This is a genomic window from Pseudomonas sp. 5P_5.1_Bac1 (assembly GCF_025466015.1).
In the GTDB taxonomy this organism is placed as follows: Bacteria; Pseudomonadota; Gammaproteobacteria; order Pseudomonadales; family Pseudomonadaceae; genus Aquipseudomonas.
In genome coordinates, this window is the sequence record NZ_JANLNX010000091.1 from 211,304 (window position 1) to 227,162 (window position 15,859).

General features: G+C 64.4%; 16 protein-coding genes. 3 read left to right on the plus strand and 13 right to left on the minus strand.

Annotated features, from left to right (window positions below; all coding sequences use genetic code 11):
- Positions 1 to 57: 57 nt before the first annotated feature.
- The 3 genes from ubiB to ubiE are packed head-to-tail and all read right to left on the minus strand — an operon-like array spanning position 58 to position 3,052.
- The gene (gene ubiB, locus NTD82_RS19375) at positions 58 to 1,662 is read right to left on the minus strand and encodes a ubiquinone biosynthesis regulatory protein kinase UbiB (RefSeq protein ID WP_262129852.1); all 1,605 of its coding nucleotides are present in this window, start codon (positions 1,660 to 1,662) and stop codon (positions 58 to 60) included.
- Entirely contained in the window at positions 1,659 to 2,282 is a 624-nt protein-coding gene (locus tag NTD82_RS19380; protein WP_095155843.1) for an SCP2 domain-containing protein, read from the minus strand. Before NTD82_RS19380 ends, ubiB begins: the two co-directional genes overlap by 4 nt.
- A complete protein-coding gene (gene ubiE / locus NTD82_RS19385) occupies positions 2,282 to 3,052 on the minus strand; it encodes a bifunctional demethylmenaquinone methyltransferase/2-methoxy-6-polyprenyl-1,4-benzoquinol methylase UbiE (RefSeq protein WP_095155844.1) in 771 nt (256 codons plus the stop codon). The genes NTD82_RS19380 and ubiE overlap by 1 nt, the downstream gene beginning before the upstream one ends.
- A 128-nt stretch (positions 3,053 to 3,180) precedes the next feature.
- On the opposite strand from ubiE, the gene NTD82_RS19390 reads away from it, so the two are divergent.
- The 3 genes from NTD82_RS19390 (at position 3,181) to NTD82_RS19400 (ending at position 4,906) form a co-directional block, all read left to right on the plus strand.
- Positions 3,181 to 3,456, plus strand: coding sequence for a polyhydroxyalkanoic acid system family protein (locus NTD82_RS19390; RefSeq protein WP_095155845.1), 276 nt, complete (start codon positions 3,181 to 3,183; stop codon positions 3,454 to 3,456).
- 198 nt (positions 3,457 to 3,654) lie between these two features.
- Complete coding sequence (locus NTD82_RS19395) at positions 3,655 to 4,074, plus strand: phasin family protein (protein WP_095156108.1); 420 nt, start codon at positions 3,655 to 3,657, stop codon at positions 4,072 to 4,074.
- Positions 4,075 to 4,084: 10 nt separating this feature from the next.
- Positions 4,085 to 4,906, plus strand: coding sequence for a phasin family protein (locus tag NTD82_RS19400; RefSeq protein ID WP_262129853.1), 822 nt, complete (start codon positions 4,085 to 4,087; stop codon positions 4,904 to 4,906).
- A 124-nt stretch (positions 4,907 to 5,030) separates the two neighbouring features.
- Here the strand turns inward: NTD82_RS19400 and NTD82_RS19405 are convergent, their stop codons facing one another.
- From NTD82_RS19405 to pyrR, 10 genes are all read right to left on the minus strand, one after another.
- Positions 5,031 to 5,645 carry a TetR/AcrR family transcriptional regulator gene (locus NTD82_RS19405; RefSeq protein ID WP_095155847.1) on the minus strand — a complete coding sequence of 205 codons (615 nt, stop codon included), beginning with the start codon at positions 5,643 to 5,645 and terminating at the stop codon, positions 5,031 to 5,033.
- Between the two features lie 13 nt (positions 5,646 to 5,658).
- Positions 5,659 to 7,341 (minus strand): class II poly(R)-hydroxyalkanoic acid synthase, encoded by a 1,683-nt coding sequence (gene phaC, locus NTD82_RS19410; protein ID WP_262129854.1) that lies wholly within the window; start codon positions 7,339 to 7,341, stop codon positions 5,659 to 5,661.
- 122 nt (positions 7,342 to 7,463) lie between these two features.
- Positions 7,464 to 8,315: a poly(3-hydroxyalkanoate) depolymerase gene (gene phaZ, locus NTD82_RS19415; protein WP_262129855.1), complete on the minus strand. Its 852-nt coding sequence runs from the start codon at positions 8,313 to 8,315 to the stop codon at positions 7,464 to 7,466.
- A gap of 58 nt (positions 8,316 to 8,373) precedes the next feature.
- Positions 8,374 to 10,053: a class II poly(R)-hydroxyalkanoic acid synthase gene (phaC, locus tag NTD82_RS19420; RefSeq protein WP_095155850.1), complete on the minus strand. Its 1,680-nt coding sequence runs from the start codon at positions 10,051 to 10,053 to the stop codon at positions 8,374 to 8,376.
- A 351-nt stretch (positions 10,054 to 10,404) separates the two neighbouring features.
- Positions 10,405 to 10,782, minus strand: coding sequence for a DUF971 domain-containing protein (locus NTD82_RS19425; protein ID WP_262129857.1), 378 nt, complete (start codon positions 10,780 to 10,782; stop codon positions 10,405 to 10,407).
- A gap of 89 nt (positions 10,783 to 10,871) precedes the next feature.
- The gene (hslU, locus tag NTD82_RS19430; protein ID WP_262129858.1) at positions 10,872 to 12,206 is read right to left on the minus strand and encodes an ATP-dependent protease ATPase subunit HslU; all 1,335 of its coding nucleotides are present in this window, start codon (positions 12,204 to 12,206) and stop codon (positions 10,872 to 10,874) included.
- Positions 12,207 to 12,281: 75 nt separating this feature from the next.
- On the minus strand, positions 12,282 to 12,812 hold the full coding sequence (gene hslV, locus NTD82_RS19435; protein WP_095155853.1) for an ATP-dependent protease subunit HslV: 531 nt from the start codon (positions 12,810 to 12,812) through the stop codon (positions 12,282 to 12,284).
- A 225-nt stretch (positions 12,813 to 13,037) separates the two neighbouring features.
- Positions 13,038 to 14,309 (minus strand): dihydroorotase, encoded by a 1,272-nt coding sequence (locus NTD82_RS19440; protein WP_262129859.1) that lies wholly within the window; start codon positions 14,307 to 14,309, stop codon positions 13,038 to 13,040.
- Entirely contained in the window at positions 14,306 to 15,310 is a 1,005-nt protein-coding gene (locus NTD82_RS19445; RefSeq protein WP_095155855.1) for an aspartate carbamoyltransferase catalytic subunit, read from the minus strand. The genes NTD82_RS19440 and NTD82_RS19445 overlap by 4 nt, the downstream gene beginning before the upstream one ends.
- Positions 15,311 to 15,322: 12 nt before the next feature.
- Entirely contained in the window at positions 15,323 to 15,841 is a 519-nt protein-coding gene (gene pyrR / locus NTD82_RS19450; protein WP_095155856.1) for a bifunctional pyr operon transcriptional regulator/uracil phosphoribosyltransferase PyrR, read from the minus strand.
- Between the last annotated feature and the right edge of the window lie 18 nt (positions 15,842 to 15,859).

The window sequence follows — 15,859 nt, forward strand, 5'->3', positions numbered from 1 at the left end:
AGGCCACGGCCCCACGCCGATGCCGCCCGCTAGTGTGCCAGCCGTTCAACCGGCTGGCTATCGACGCACCACCAGGTAAAGGCCCGCCGCCAGCATCAGCCAGGCCGGCCAGGCGCTGGTCGCGGCGAGGTTCTCTGCACCGGCGGCAAGGGTCGCGCCACCGGCCAGCAAGCCGGCGCCGAGCAGGCGCAGGGCCCAGTGGTCGTGCTGTTTCCAGGGCGCGGGAGGGTCGTTGAGGTGGGGTTGCGACATGCGTTCGAGCAGGTCGCGGGTCATGTTGGCGAGGTGCGGCACTTGCTCGACCTGGCTGTGCAGGTTCTGCAGCAGGGTCTTGGGGCTCACCCGCTCGCGCATCCAGCGTTCGAGGAACGGCTGGGCGGTGCTCCACAGGTCCAGGTCGGGATAGAGCTGGCGGCCCAGGCCTTCAATGTTCAGCAGGGTTTTCTGCAACAGAACGAGCTGCGGCTGGACTTCCATGTTGAAGCGCCGCGCGGTCTGGAACAGGCGCATCAGCACCTGTCCAAAGGAGATGTCCTTGAGCGGCTTCTCGAAGATTGGCTCGCACACGGTGCGGATCGCCGCCTCGAATTCGTTGAGCTTGGTCTGCGCCGGCACCCAGCCGGAATCGATGTGCAACTGCGCCACGCGACGGTAGTCGCGCTTGAAGAAGGCGAACAGGTTGCGCGCCAGGTAATCCTGGTCCTCGGGGGTGAGGCTGCCGACGATGCCGCAGTCGATGGCGATGTACTGCGGGCTCCACGGCTTCACGGTGCTGACGAAGATGTTGCCGGGGTGCATGTCGGCGTGGAAGAAGCTGTCGCGGAACACCTGGGTGAAGAAAATCTCCACACCGCGCTCGGCGAGCATCTTCATGTCGGTGCGCTGGTCGGCGAGGGTGGCAAGGTCGGTGACCTGAATACCGTAGATCCGCTCCATCACCAGCACCTTGGGCCGGCACCAGTCCCAGTAGACCTGGGGCACGTACATCATCTCCGAGCCTTCGAAGTTGCGCTTGAGCTGGCTGGCGTTGGCCGCCTCGCGGAGCAGGTCGAGTTCGTCGTAGATGGTTTTTTCGTAATCGCTGACCACTTCCACCGGGTGCAGCAGGCGGGCGTCGGCGGAGACCCGCTCGGCGCCGCGGGCAATCAGGAACAGCCAGGCCAGGTCCTGGGCGATCACCGGCTTGAGGCCGGGCCGCACCACCTTGACCACCACTTCTTCACCGCTCTTGAGGCGGGCGGCGTGGACCTGGGCCACCGAAGCCGAGGCCAGCGGTTCGACGTCGAAGCGGGCGAACACTTCGCCGACCTTGGCGCCGAGCTGTTCTTCGATCAGCGCCACGGCTTTCTGCGAATCGAACGGCGGCACGCGGTCCTGCAGCAGCATCAGTTCGTCGGCGATGTCCGCCGGCAACAGGTCGCGGCGGGTGGAGAGCAACTGGCCGAACTTGATGAAGATCGGCCCGAGGTCCTGCAGCGCCAGGCGCAGGCGCGCGCCACGGCTCAGGTCGAGCTGTTTGCGCGGCAGCCAGCGCCACGGCATGAACAGCCGCAAGGCGGCCAGCCACCAGGGCAGGGGCAGGTCGAACAGCAGGTCATCGAGACGGTAGCGGATCACGACGCGCTGGATGCGCAACAGACGGCGGACGGCAAGCAGCTTCATGCGTTATCGCTGGATTCAAGGGATCGGGCAAGGCGCTCGATGCGCGCCTCGAGGCGTTCAATGTCGAGCTTGAGGGTGTCGAGTTCGCCGAAGCGGGCTTCGGCTTCACGCTGGCCAACCAGCGTGCGGGATTCTTCGGCCAGGTATTCGGAGGCGGTCTGGCTCAGGCTGGTCAGGCTCTGGCGGGTCCACTTCGCGCTGTTGCGCAGGTGGCCGCTGAGCAACTGGGTTGCCACCGGACCGAGCCAGCGGGAGACTTCGTACTCCCAGTCCAGCTCCAGGTCCTGCAGCACGCCAACCAGATCCAGCAACACCGCGCTGTCGCCTTCCAGCTCGACCTGCGGGCTGTGCAGCACGGCGGTCTTGTCCTGGCTCAGGGCCAGTTGCACCAGGCTGGTGGCCGGGGCGCGGAGGGTGCAGTCGGCCGGGTTGAGCCACTGGCTGGCCAGCAGCAGGCCTTCATCGCTGGGCAGGATGAACAACTGCAAGGCGGGCTGGCGGCAGTCGATGGCAATGACTTTGCCATCGAGTGGCGCCAACCGCGGCAATGCGGTGCTGTCCAGGCGCAGGACACGGTTGAGGCCGTGTTCGACGCTGGCGAGAAGGCCGGCCAGCAGCATCAGGGCTTGATACCGCGGTGCAGGGCGACGATGCCGTTGGTCATGTTGTGGTAGGTGACGCGGTCGAAGCCGGCGTCGACCATCATGGCCTTGAGGGTTTCCTGGTCGGGGTGCATGCGGATCGATTCGGCCAGGTAACGGTAGCTTTCCGAGTCGTTGGTGATCAGCTTGCCGGCCAGCGGCATGAAGGCGAAGGAGTACGCGTCGTAGACCTTGGACATGAAGGTGCTGGTCGGCTTGGAGAATTCCAGCACCAGCAGGCGGCCGCCCGGCTTGAGGACGCGCAGCATCGAGCGCAGGGCATCTTCTTTATGGGTGACGTTGCGCAGGCCGAAGGCGATGGTCACGCAGTCGAAATGGTTGTCCGGGAAAGGCAGTTTTTCCGCGTCGGCCTGGACGAACTCGACGTTGCCGGCCACGCCCAGATCGAGCAGGCGGTCACGGCCGACCTTGAGCATCGAGGCGTTGATGTCGGCCAGTACGACCTGGCCGGTGGGGCCGACCAGATGGGAGAACTTGCGGGTCAGGTCACCGGTACCGCCGGCGATATCCAGCACCCGATTGCCGCTGCGCACACCGGACAGCTCGATGGCAAAGCGCTTCCACAGGCGGTGCATGCCGACGGAAAGCACGTCGTTCATCAGGTCGTATTTGGCGGCTACGGAGTGGAAAACCTCGGCGACTTTGTCGGCCTTCTGGCTTTCGGGCACGCTCTTGTAGCCGAAATGGGTGGTGGGTTCGGCGTTGTCGCCGTTGCGCTGGTCGTTCATATCGCTTCACCGGGAAAAATTACTGGCCATTCTAGGGCGTGCGGCTGGATTTGTCTTTGGCGGGGTGTGTCGCGGCGCGGGGCGTAGGCATAATGCGCGAGTATGCCCTTGCAGCCAGGATCAAGTGAATGACCCAGATCAGCGTTGAACGTAAACACAGCCTCGGCCGCGATGCCGCCCGTCAGAAGGCTGAGGCCCTGGTGGAAAAACTGTCCAGCCAGTACGACCTCAAGGCTGAATGGAAAGGCGACCGGGTCGAGGTCAAGCGCAGCGGTGCCAACGGCAGTGTCGAGATCGGCGACGACAGCATTCGCGTCGAACTGAAACTGGGCATGATGCTGTCGATGATGGGCGGCACCATCAAGGCCGAAATCGAACGCGCCCTCGACAAGGCGCTCGCCTGACGGTTCGCGAGCGGCAAGCTACAAAACGCTGCGGCCCTGCCCGCAGCCTCACCTCCATCACAGCCCCTTGCAGCTTGAAACTTGCAGCTTGCCGCTGCCGTTAGGGTGTGAATTCTAATTTTTCTCCTTACTTTTACGCTCAGGCCCCCGATTCCGTGGGCAGTTCTTCCATTCCGTCACGAGTGCGAGGTGCAGAGCATGGCCAAAGTGATCCTGAAGAAAAAAGACGATATTCAAAACAGCCTGACTGACGTCCGCGGCTACGCGCGCAAAATCTGGCTGGCCGGTCTGGGTGCCTACACCCGGGTAGGCCAGGAGAGCGCCGGCTACGTCAAGGACCTGATCAAGGCGGGTGAAGTGGTCGAGAAGCGTGGCAAGAAACGCCTCGATCACGAGCTCGATGCCGCCAACGGCGAGATCGATTCAGCGAAGCAAGAACTTCGCAGTGTGAAGGGCAAAGTCGAAGTCCAACTGGACAAAATCGAAAAGGCTTTCGACACACGGGTGGCCAGCGCCTTGAATCGCATCGGCATTCCGTCTAAACATGACGTGGAGGCACTTTCTGCCAAGCTCGATGAGCTGACGGCGTTGCTCGAACGTGTCACGGCAAAAAAATAAGGAGAGCGGGATGGCTGGCAAGAAAAATACTGAAAAAGAAGGCAGCTCCTGGATTGGGGGAATCGAGAAGTACTCCCGCAAAATCTGGCTGGCTGGTCTGGGTATCTACTCGAAGATCGACCAGGAAGGCGCCAAGACGTTCGACGACCTGGTCAAGGAAGGCGAGAAGGCCGAGAAGCAGGCGAAGAAGGGCGTTGACGCCGTGAAAGACGGCGCCAAGGACAGCGCTAAATCCGCGACCTCGCGCGTTACCGATGCGAAGGACCGTGCGCTGGGCAAATGGAGCGAGCTGGAAGGCGCATTCGACAAGCGCCTGAACAGCGCCATCTCGCGTCTCGGCGTGCCGAGCCGCAATGAGATCAAGGCGTTGCACAGCAAGGTCGACACGCTGACCAAGCAGATCGAGAAGCTTACCGGTGCATCGGTCACGCCGATTTCCGCGAAGTCCTCGACCGCGAGCAAGGCTGCGGCCAAACCGCTGGCCAAGGCTGCACCGAAAGCGGCTGCCAAGCCTGCGGCGAAAACCGCTGCGGCCAAGCCGGCTGCCAAGACTGCAGCGGCCAAGCCTGCAGCAGCCAAGACCGCTGCCGCAAAACCTGCGGCGGCAAAACCGGCTGCCAAACCTGCGGCGAAACCCGCGGCCAAGCCGGCAGCAGCCAAGCCTGCTGCGGCGAAAAAGCCAGCGGTGAAAAAGGCAGCGGCGCCGAAACCGGCCGCCAAGCCGGCTGCTCCGGCGGCCAGCGCTGCCCCGGTGGCACACGCCGCTCCGGCTGCCAGCGCCGCACCAGCAGCGCCGGCGCCTTCGGCTCCGACCCCAACCAGCCAGACCTGATCACAGGCGGCTGCAAGCAAAACGCCCGGCTTAGTGCCGGGCGTTTTACTTTGTGCTGTGGGGCCTCATCACTGGCTTGCCAGCGATCAGCATAGGTATCTATGCAGCGATAAGGCCCCCAACTTCACCCCTCCAGATACCTCAACGCCAGCTGCTCCGCCGCATGCCGTGACGGCGGTTCCAGGTGCGGCGCCACCAGCATCATGACCTGATACACCACGATCCCCACTTCCGCATCCTTGGCCAGCACGCGCTGGTAATCCAGCGAGAACAGCAGCGTCAGGGTGATCTGCTCCACCAGTTGCCCCAGCGCGCGGGTGTCGCTTGTTATCTGTCCTTGTGCCTTGAGGCTGGCCAGCAACGCGGCGAGGGTGCGTTTCAGGGCGTTGAGCAGGCTGCGCATGTCGCGGGCCAGTTTCGGCAGGCGGCCGGTCAGGTTCGACAGGTCCTGGAACAGGAAGCGGTACTGCGCCATGCGCTCGACGATCAGGTGCAGGAACAGCCAGTAGTCCTCGGCGTCCAGGCGCACTTCGAGCGGTGGGTCGAGCAGCGGCGTCAGTTCCTCCGCGAAGCGTTCGAACAACCCCAGCACCAGCGGCTCCTTGCCGTGGAAGTGGTAGTACAGGTTGCCGGGGCTGATGCCCAGCTCGTTGGCGATTTCCAGTGTCGAGACGTTCGGCTCGCCCTGCCGGTTGAACAGGTGCAGGGCGCATTCGAGGATACGGTCGCGGGTCTTCATCCAGTCCTCGTGTTCAACGCACCAGCACGTATTTGCCGGGTGCGGGGTCCATGGCCGGGTAGCTGGCGCTGCCCAGGGTTGCATCGGTTTCGCGTTGGGCGCCGGAGCGCTCCTGAATCCACGCCAGCCACAACGGCCACCAACTGCCATCGGCTTTTTCGGCGTCGTAGTACCAGGCACGCGGGTCGCTGCTCAGTTTCGGGTTGTGCACGTAGTGCGACTTGGGATTGCCCGGCGGGTTGAGGATGCTCTGCACATGTCCGCTGTTGGACAGCACGAAACGGCGGTCGCCCCCCAGCAGCAGGGTCGAGCGGTACACCGCGTCCCAGGGCGTGATGTGGTCGTTGTTGCCGGCCACGTGGAAGCTGTCGACGGTGATCTTCTGCAGGTCGATCGGCGTGCCGCAGACTTCCAGCCCGGCCGGGCGGGTCAGCGGGTTGTACTTGAAGAAGTCCAGCAGGTCGCCGTGCAGGGCCGCCGGCAGGCGGGCGCTGTCGTTGTTCCAGTAGAGGATGTCGAACGGCGCTGGCGCCTTGCCGAGCAGGTAGTTGTTGACGAAGTAGTTCCAGATCAGGTCGTTGGGCCGCATCCAGGCGAACACCCGGCTCATCTCGCCACCGTCGAGCACGCCCTGCTGATAGGAGCGGCGTTTGGCCGCTTCGAGGGTTTGCTCGTCGGCGAACAGGCTGGCCGGGCTGTCCAACTGGCTGTCGAGCAGGCTGACCAGGTAAGTCGCGCTGTGCACCCGGCGCAGTTGCCGCTTGGCTTGCAGATGGCCCTGCAGCGCGGCCATGGTCAGGCCGCCGGCACAGGCGCCCATCAGGTTGACGTCGCGGCTGCCGGTAATCGAACGGCAGACGTTCATGGCTTCCTCGACCGCGGCCACATAACTCGACAGGCCCCATTCGCGATGCCGCGGATCGGGGTTGCGCCAACTGACGGCGAAGGTCTGCAGGCCGTTCTTGAGCATGTACTGGATGAAGCTGTTGGCCGGGCTCAGGTCGAAGATGTAGAACTTGTTGATCTGCGGTGGCACCACCAGGATGGGTCGGGCGTACTGTTTTTCGCTCATCGGGCTGTACTGGATCAGTTCCAGCAGTTCGTTGCGAAACACCACCGCGCCGGGGGTGACGGCGAGGTTGCGGCCCACCTCGAAGGCATCCCGGGCAACCTGGCGCGGCATGCCGTTGTTGTGGCGCAGGTCGTCGAGCAGGTGGCTAACACCGCGTACCAGGCTCAGCCCGCCGGAATTGAACAGCTCCTTGATCGCCAGTGGATTGAGCAGGGTGTTGCTCGGCGACACGGCGTCGTTGAGCAGCGAGAACAGGAAATGCGCGCGGGCGCGGTCGTCCTCGTTCAACTGGCTTTCGTCGATCCACAGGCGGGTCTGTTTCTGCCAGCTCAGGTAGGCCTGCAGGCCGCGTCTGTAGAACGGGTTATGGTCCCAGGCCGGATCGCTGAAGCGGGTGTCGCGGGGGTTGGGCTGGTGCGGGGTATCGCCCAGCAGCACCCGGCCCAACTGGCCGCCCAGCGCCAGCAGATGGCTGGCGGTGTGGAGCGGGTGGCGCAGCCCATGGCGGCTGACGTTGCGCAGGGTCGAGAGCAGGTCGCGGCCGCGCAGGCCGGTGATCGCACTCTGCACGTTGATATAGGCGGCGGGGGTTGGCGCCACCGCATTCACGGGTTTGTCTTTCATCCGGCAACACTCCGTCGTCGAGCCATCAAGAACTGAACCTAAGTAACGAGCGGCCCCCACCTCGACCAGCGCACTTGCATGCTTCGGCGATCCTGCCGAAGGTGCAAGCGATGAGGGGCGGTTCAGGCGCTCGGGGCGGGCCGAGGGTGCATGACGGCGCGTTGGCGCTCCTGCTGCAGGAACTTCATGATGATCGGCGCCACAGCCTCGGCACGAGTAATCAGGAATAAATGACCATCGTCGATTATGTGTAGCTGGGCATTGGGGATTCGCCAAGCCAGCAGGCGCATATTGATCAACGGAATCAGCGGGTCGTCGTCGCCGGCCAGCACCAGGGTCGGCTGCTGGATCTTGTGCAGCCAGTGGACGCTGGTCCAGCCGAGGCCGGCAAACAGTTGCCAGTAATAGCCGAGCTTGCCCGAGGAACGCACCTTGGACGCGTGGGACAGCGCCAGGTCAGGGTCACGGCGGAAGGCGCCGCCGTAGATTTCCGGGGCGATGCGGATCACGTGGGAGGGCTGCACGTAGCGTCGCGGGCTGGCCATCAACCACAACACCTTCGGCTTGCCCGGGACCATCACCGCACCGGCGGCGGTGGCCGCCAGCACCAGTTTCTTGCAGCGCTCGGGGTAATCGTGAGCGAACTGCTGGGCCAGGGCGCCGCCCCAGGACACGCCGATGACATTGACCTGGCCGTAGTCCAGGTAATCGAGCATGCGCGCGGTCAGTTTGGCCAGGCCGGGAAAACGGTAGGGATGGCGCGGCGTCGACGAACCGCCCACGCCGGGGACATCGAAGGCGATGACTTCAAGATCGGGATCCAGCGCCTGGACGAACGGAAACACCAGTTCCAGGTTGGCGCCGATGCCATTGAACACCAGCAAGGGCGTCAAGTGCGGCTTGCCGGGGCGAACCGCGGTACGGATGGTCTGGCCATCCAGGTCGACGGTTCGGAAGATGTACGGTTGCGGCATGCGCGGGCCCTGTTAGCGGTAAAGCGCCGCCCGCACGAGGCGGGCGGCGCGACAGATTTCAACGTTCGTGAACATAGGTGCCCGGCGCTGCTTCGCCTGCCGGGTAGGCTTTGTTGCCGAGAGTGGTCGGCGACTTCTTCAGTTCGCCGGAGCGCTCGGCCAGCCAGGTCTGCCAGTACAGCCACCAGGAGTCGGTGTGCTTGCTGGAGTTTTCCTGCCAGTGGTCGGCCTCGGCCGGCATCTCGCTGCTGGTCATGTAGCGCGCCTTGGGGTTGCCCGGCGGGTTGAGGATGCTCTGGATGTGCCCGCTGTTGGACAGCAGGAACTCGACGTTGCCGCCGAACAGTTGCGCCGACTTGTAGCAGGACTTCCACGGGGTGATGTGGTCGTTGGTGCCGGCCACGCAGAAGATGTCGGTGGTGACCTGTTTGAGGTCGATCGGCGTGCCGCAGACTTCCAGGGCGTCGGCGCGCACCAGCGGGTTGTTCTTGAACATCTCGATCAGGTCGCCGTGGAAGGCGGCCGGCAGGCGCGTGGTGTCGTTGTTCCAGAACAGGATGTCGAACACCGGCGGCTCGTTGCCCAGCAGGTAGTTGTTGACCCAGTAGTTCCAGATCAGGTCGTTGGGCCTCATCCAGGCGAACACCTTGGCCATGTCGCGGCCTTCCAGCACCCCGGCCTGGTAGGAATGGCGCTTGGCGGCTTCGAGGGTCTGCTCGTCGACGAACAGCGCGACCTGGGTGTCGAGGGTGGTGTCGAGCACGCTCACCAGCAAGGTCATGGCGTTGACCTTCTTCTCGCCCAGCGCGGCGTAATGGCCGACCAGCGCGGTGCAGGTGATGCCGCCGGAGCAGGCGCCGAGCATGTTCAGATCTTTGCTGCCGGTGATCGCCAGCACCACATCCACGGCTTCTTTTAGCGCGTCGATGTAGGTGGACAGGCCCCACTCACGCTGGGCCTTGGTCGGGTTGCGCCAACTGACGATGAAGGTCTGCACGGTGGAGCGCAGGCAGAAGCGCGCCAGGCTCTTTTCCGGGCTGAGGTCGAAGACGTAGAACTTGTTGATTTGTGGCGGCACCACCAGCAGCGGCTTCTCGTGCACCTGCTCGGTGATTGGGCTGTACTGGATCAGCTCCAGCACGTCGTTGCGATAGACCACCGAGCCTTCGCTGGTGCCGAGGTTCTTGCCGACCTCGAAGGCGTCCATGTTCACTTGGCTGGGCATGCCGCCGTTGTGCACCATGTCCTTGGCCAGGTTGGAGAGGCCGTCGAGCAGGCTCTTGCCGCCGGTTTCGAAGAAGCGTTTGACCGCTGCCGGGTTGGCCGCGCTGTTGGTCGGCGCCATGGCTTCGGTCATCAGGTTGATGACGAAGTGGGCGCGGCTGATGTCGGTGGGTGAAAGGTTGCTGTCGCCGATCCAGTCGTGCAGTTCCTTGCGCCAGGCCAGGTAGGTCTGCAGGTAGCGGCGGTACAGCGGGTTCTGGCTCCAGGCCGGATCGTTGAAGCGCCGGTCGTCGCCTTCCGGCTGCAGGCTGGACTTGCCGAAGATCACGTCCTTCAGCTCCATGCCGAAGTGCGCGACGTGCTTGGCACTGTGCAGCGGTTGCCGGATGGCCTGGCGAAGCACCATCCGAGCAGAAGTCAGCAAATCCTTGCGGCGCAAGCCTATGACCGGGTTCAGACCCAGGGTGTTCTCCGAGGCTTGGCGCTGCAGGTCATCGTTATTCTTGTTACTCATCTACGACGCTCCGTTGTCCTGAGACGAGTACCGGCTCGGCTGTTGGCGTTACACAGACGAAGCCCCGGTACTGCTGCTCGGGTGACCAGTGATAACGAATTGCGGTCTTGCGGCCGGATGTGAGCGACGATGAGCCGTGCGGGTTTTTCTGCGTGAGAAGACTGCCTGCTTTCGCTCGCGACCTCTACATACCAGCCCGTTCCCTGCCCTGTTGCCGATGCAGAGAACTTGCCAGATCCATTGGTTACCCGACTTTCCAGTTATGCGCAAGCCGGCCAGTCGCTGGCCGGTGCCAGAGGCATTCAAGCAGATCGAATTAGAAAATGCGCTCTAAAACAGGAGAGTGCCGGACTAGAGCATCAGCTTGATGACAGATTCGGAGGGGTCGCGGGATTTGCCGGCTTCGGCGAGTTCCTGCAGGTAGTCGGACCAGAGTGCTTCCTGGCGCAGGCAGAGCTGTTCGAGGTATTCCCAGGTGAACAGGCCGCTGTCATGGCCGTCGTCGAAGCTCAGTTTCAGTGCGTACTGACCGGCTGGTTCGACCTTGCTCAAGCCAACGTTGATCTTGCCAAATTGCAGGATGGGATTGCCGTGGCCCTGGACCTCGGCGGAGGGGGAATGTACCCGCAGGAATTCGGCGGGCAGGTTGTAGACCTCATCGGGACCGTAGGTCAGGGACAGGGTCTTCGAGGCTTTGCGAAGGTTGATGGCGGTAGGCAAACGGGACATGACGGGCTCCTTGGCGACAGGCCCAAACTACAAGCTGCAAGCGGATCACGTCCAGCTTGCAGCTTGGGGCTTGAAACGCGCGGCTGTCCTTAGAGGATGTAGCGCGACAGGTCTTCGTTCTGCGCCAGCTCGCCGAGGTGGCTGTTGACGTACTCGGCGTCGATGCGGATCGGCGTTTCGCTATGGGCGCTGGCCAGGTCGCCGGCGCTGAACGATACCTCTTCGAGCAGACGCTCAAGCAGGGTGTGCAGGCGACGGGCACCGATGTTCTCGGTCTTCTCGTTGACCTGCCAGGCGATCTCGGCCAGGCGCTTGATGCCTTCGGCGGCGAACTCGATGTTCAGGCCTTCGGTCTTCAGCAACTCGCGGTACTGCTCGGTGAGCGAGGCGTGCGGTTCGCTGAGGATGCGCTCGAAGTCTTCCGGGGTCAGCGCCTTGAGTTCGACGCGGATCGGCAGGCGGCCTTGCAGCTCGGGCACCAGGTCGCTCGGCTTGCTCAGGTGGAAAGCGCCGGAAGCGATGAACAAGATGTGGTCGGTCTTGACCATGCCCAGCTTGGTATTGACGGTGCAGCCCTCGATCAGCGGCAGCAGGTCGCGCTGCACGCCTTCGCGGGACACATCGGCGCCGCCGACATTGCCGCGCTTGGCCACCTTGTCGATTTCGTCGATGAACACGATGCCGTGCTGCTCGACCGCTTCGAGGGCCTTGGCCTTGAGCTCTTCCTCGTTGACCAGGCGCCCGGCTTCTTCGTCACGCACCAGCTTGAGCGCTTCCTTGACCTTGAGCTTGCGGCTCTTGCGCTTGCCCTTGCCCATGTTGGCGAACAGGCTCTGCAACTGGTTGGTCATCTCTTCCATGCCCGGCGGGGCGGAAATATCGACGCCCGCGGACTCGGCGATTTCGATCTCGATTTCCTTGTCGTCCAGCTGACCTTCGCGCAGGCGCTTGCGGAACAACTGGCGGGTGTTCGAATCGGCTGGCGCCGGATCATCGTTGAAGCCAGCCCGCGCCGGAGGCAGCAGGGCGTCGAGGATACGGTCTTCGGCGGCGTCTTCGGCGCGGTGGCGGACGCGGATGATTTCCTGCTCGCGGAGCATCTTGATCGCGGCATCGGCGAGGTCACGGATGATCGACTCGACGTCGCGGCCGACATAGCCGACTTCGGTGAACTTGGTCGCTTCGACCTTGATGAACGGCGCATTGGCCAGCTTGGCCAGGCGACGGGCGATCTCGGTTTTGCCGACACCGGTCGGGCCGATCATCAGGATGTTCTTCGGGGTCACTTCGACGCGCAGTTCGGCGGGCAGTTGCATGCGGCGCCAGCGGTTGCGCAGGGCAATGGCGACGGCGCGCTTGGCGTCGTCCTGGCCAATGATGTGACGGTTGAGTTCGTGAACGATCTCGCGGGGGGTCATGGACATGGTAGTGGTCGTCCCTTGGCGGTGAAATCAGCGTGGAAAAGCCCGGTGGTCGTCACCGGGCGCCAGAACAGCTGATTACTCGGCCAGGTCCTGCTCCTCGATGGTCAGGTTGTGGTTGGTGAACACGCAGATGTCACCGGCGATATTCAGGGCGGTCTCGGTGATTTCCCGGGCCGACAGATCGGTCTTGTTCAGCAGGGCGCGGGCCGCGGCCTGGGCGAAGCCGCCACCGGAGCCCATGGCGATCAGGCCGTCCTCGGGTTCGACCACGTCACCGTTGCCGGTGATGATCAACGAGGCGTCCTTGTTGGCGACCGCGAGCATGGCTTCCAGGCGGCTCAGGGAACGGTCGGTACGCCATTCCTTGGCCAGCTCGACGGCGGCGCGAATCAGGTGACCCTGGTGTTTTTCCAGTTGGCCTTCGAAGCGTTCGAACAGGGTGAAGGCGTCGGCGGTGGCGCCGGCGAAACCGGCGATGACCTGGCCGTGGTACAGGCGGCGCACCTTCTTGGCGTTGCCTTTCATCACGGTGTTGCCGAGGGAAACCTGGCCGTCGCCGCCCATGACGACTTTGCCGTGGCGACGAACTGAAACGATGGTGGTCAAGGGAGAGTCTCCACGCAGCGGGGCGAAAATGCCTGTGCAGACTCATATGGGGGTGGGGGGAAATATTTCAACCGTGGGAGACGGGCGGTTGGACCTTGGTCGCACTTCGTGCTTCGCACAAACCCCGTAGGAGCGAGCTTGCTCGCGATAGCGTTAGCAAAGATGCCGGCACGCTGCGCGATCGCGAGCAAGCTCGCTCCTACAGGGGGTGGGGGGAGGGGGCAATCAGCCCTCGTGGCTGATATGCCCATCCACCACGGTGAAGCGCACCGCGCCCGGCAGGCAGTGGCCGATGAACGGGCAGTTGTCGCCTTTGGAGCGCCATTGCTCGCCCGCCACGGTGGAGGCTTGCGGGTCGAACAGCACCAGGTCCGCAGCCGCGCCGACGCGCAGTTCGCCCGCCGGCAGGCGCAGCGCCGCGGCAGGACCAGCGGACAGACGCTGGAGCAAGGTCGGCAGGTCGAGCAGGCCGTCTTCCACCAGGGTCATGGCCAGCGGCAGCAGCAGTTCGACACTGCTGATACCCGGCTCGGTAGCGCCGAACGGCGCCAGCTTGGCGTCGCGCTCATGGGGCTGGTGATGGCTGGAAATCGCCTGGATCACCCCGGACTTCACCGCTTCGCGCAGGCCGTCGCGGTCGGCGCGGGTGCGCAGCGGCGGTTGCACGTGGTACAGGCTGGAGAAGTCCACCAGCGCTTCGTCGGTGAGGATCAACTGGTACAGGGCGACATCGGCGGTCACCGGCAGACCGCGGGCCTGGGCCTGGGCGATCAGTTGGGCGCCGCGGGCGCTGGTCAGTTGGCTGAAGTGCGCGCGCACGCCGGTCTGTTCCACCAGCAGCAGGTCGCGGGCGAGGGCCACGGTCTCGGCGGTTTCCGGGATGCCCGGCAGGCCGAGGAAGCTGGCCATCGCGCCTTCGTGCGCCAGGCCGCCGTGGGCCAGGTCGCGGTCCTGGGAGTGGAAGATCACGGTCAGGTCGAAGGTGGCCGCGTATTCCAGCGCCCGGCACAGGGTGCGGGTGTTGCGGAAACTTTCCAGGCCATTGCCGAAGGCGACGCAACCGGTGTCGCGCAGGGCCACCAGTTCGGCCAGTTGCTCGCCTTCCAGACCCTTGCTCAGGGCGCCGATCGGGAACACCTTGGCATGGCCGGCTTCGCGGGCGCGGTCGAGGATCAGCTCGGCGACCGCCGAGGTGTCCAGCACCGGTTTGGTGCGCGGCGGGCAGCACAGGCTGGTGACGCCACCGGCAGCGGCGGCGCGGGTTTCGCTGGCGATGGTGCCCTTGCGGCTGTAGCCGGGCTCGCGCAGCGAGACGCTGAGGTCGACCAGGCCAGGCGCGGCGACCAGGCCCTTGGCGTCGAGGCAGCGGGCAGCGCTGAAGCCGGCGGGGGCGGCACCGATGGCAACGACCTTGCCGCCATCGATGTGCAGGTCGGTGACCTGGTCCAGGCCGCTGTTGGGGTCGATGACCCGGGCGCCGAGGATTCTGAGGGTCACTGGGCGTTCTCCTGCTCGAATTGACGTTGGGCGTTCTGCCCGCTCATGGCCATGGACAGCACCGCCATGCGGACGGCGATGCCGTAGGTAACCTGGTTGAGGATCACCGAATGGGCGCCGTCGGCCACCGCCGACTCGATTTCCACGCCGCGGTTGATCGGGCCGGGGTGCATGACGATGGCGTCCGGCTTGGCGCCGGCCAGGCGCGCGGTGGTCAGGCCGAACAGGCGGTAGAACTCGCCTTCGCTGGGCAGCAGGCCGCCGGCCATGCGCTCACGCTGCAGGCGCAGCATGATCACCACGTCGACGTCCTTCAGGCCTTCTTCGAGGTTGGTGTAGACCTTCACGCCGTACTGCTCGATACCGATCGGCAGCAGGGTTTTCGGGCCGATCACGCGGATGTCCGGGCAACCGAGGGTCTTCAGCGCGAGCATGTTCGAGCGCGCCACCCGCGAGTGCAGGATGTCGCCGACGATGGCCACCGACAGGTTTTCGAAGCCACCCTTGTGCCGACGAATGGTCAGCATGTCGAGCATGCCCTGGGTCGGGTGGGCGTGGCGGCCGTCACCGCCGTTGATGATCGCCACTTCCGGGCAGACGTGCTCGGCGATGAAGTGCGCCGCGCCGGAGTCGCCGTGGCGGACCACGAACATGTCGGCGGCCATCGCTTCGAGGTTGCGCAGGGTGTCAAAGAGGGTTTCGCCCTTGCTGGTCGAGGAGGTCGACACGTTCAGGGTGATCACGTCCGCCGACAACCGCTGAGCGGCCAGTTCGAAGGTGGTACGGGTGCGGGTGGAGTTCTCGAAGAACACGTTGCAGACGGTCTTGCCGCGCAGCAACGGGACTTTTTTCACCGCCCGGGCGCCGACTTCGAGGAACGAGTCGGCGGTGTCGAGGATTTCGGTGAGCAGCTCGCGGGGCAGGCCGTCGAGCGAGAGGAAGTGGCGTAGCTGGCCCTGGTCATTGAGCTGCAGCGGGCGCTTGGCGTCGAGTGGCGTCATCGCGGGGGACTCTTAAAGGGCGGAAGCGGAGGCGAGGTCCTGGCGCTCGAGGACGAGCGGCGCGGGGCCGAGCAATTTTACCCGTTCATGGGCGGCCAGCGACAGGGTGGCGCCGACCACGTTCGGCCGGATCGGCAGTTCGCCGGCGTCCAGGTCGAGCAGGCAGACCAGGGTCACGCTGGCCGGGCGGCCATAGTCGAACAGTTCATTGAGGGCGGCGCGGATGGTCCGGCCGCTCATCAGCACGTCGTCCACCAGCACCAGGTGCTGGCCTTCGATCTCGAACGGCAGCTCGGACGGGCGCACCTGCGGGTGCAGGCCGTTCTGGCTGAAGTCGTCGCGGTAGAACGAAACATCGAGGGTGCCGAGGGCGGCGTCGCTGCCCAGTTCGTCCAGTAGCGCCTTGGCGACCCAGACACCGCCGGTACGGATACCGATGTAGCGGGGTTCGGCGATGTTGCGGCGGCTCAGATGGGCGCGAAGGTCAACGGCCATCTGCCGGATCAGTTCGGCGGGATTGGGTAGGCTCATGCGTGCTCCTCAAATGGC

What these genes read in the sequence shown, in the direction of transcription:
- NTD82_RS19425 (WP_262129857.1), bottom strand. Translation starts at nt 10,782, where the DNA reads ATGTCCCGTTTGCCTACCGCCATCAACCTTCGCAAAGCCTCGAAGACC.
- ubiB (WP_262129852.1), bottom strand. Translation starts at nt 1,662, where the DNA reads ATGAAGCTGCTTGCCGTCCGCCGTCTGTTGCGCATCCAGCGCGTCGTG.
- ubiE (WP_095155844.1), bottom strand. Translation starts at nt 3,052, where the DNA reads ATGAACGACCAGCGCAACGGCGACAACGCCGAACCCACCACCCATTTC.
- NTD82_RS19445 (WP_095155855.1), bottom strand. Translation starts at nt 15,310, where the DNA reads ATGACGCCACTCGACGCCAAGCGCCCGCTGCAGCTCAATGACCAGGGC.
- NTD82_RS19380 (WP_095155843.1), bottom strand. Translation starts at nt 2,282, where the DNA reads ATGCTGCTGGCCGGCCTTCTCGCCAGCGTCGAACACGGCCTCAACCGT.
- NTD82_RS19405 (WP_095155847.1), bottom strand. Translation starts at nt 5,645, where the DNA reads ATGAAGACCCGCGACCGTATCCTCGAATGCGCCCTGCACCTGTTCAAC.
- hslU (WP_262129858.1), bottom strand. Translation starts at nt 12,206, where the DNA reads ATGTCCATGACCCCCCGCGAGATCGTTCACGAACTCAACCGTCACATC.
- phaC (WP_262129854.1), bottom strand. Translation starts at nt 7,341, where the DNA reads ATGAAAGACAAACCCGTGAATGCGGTGGCGCCAACCCCCGCCGCCTAT.
- pyrR (WP_095155856.1), bottom strand. Translation starts at nt 15,841, where the DNA reads ATGAGCCTACCCAATCCCGCCGAACTGATCCGGCAGATGGCCGTTGAC.
- phaC (WP_095155850.1), bottom strand. Translation starts at nt 10,053, where the DNA reads ATGAGTAACAAGAATAACGATGACCTGCAGCGCCAAGCCTCGGAGAAC.
- NTD82_RS19395 (WP_095156108.1), top strand. Translation starts at nt 3,655, where the DNA reads ATGGCCAAAGTGATCCTGAAGAAAAAAGACGATATTCAAAACAGCCTG.
- NTD82_RS19390 (WP_095155845.1), top strand. Translation starts at nt 3,181, where the DNA reads ATGACCCAGATCAGCGTTGAACGTAAACACAGCCTCGGCCGCGATGCC.
- NTD82_RS19400 (WP_262129853.1), top strand. Translation starts at nt 4,085, where the DNA reads ATGGCTGGCAAGAAAAATACTGAAAAAGAAGGCAGCTCCTGGATTGGG.
- phaZ (WP_262129855.1), bottom strand. Translation starts at nt 8,315, where the DNA reads ATGCCGCAACCGTACATCTTCCGAACCGTCGACCTGGATGGCCAGACC.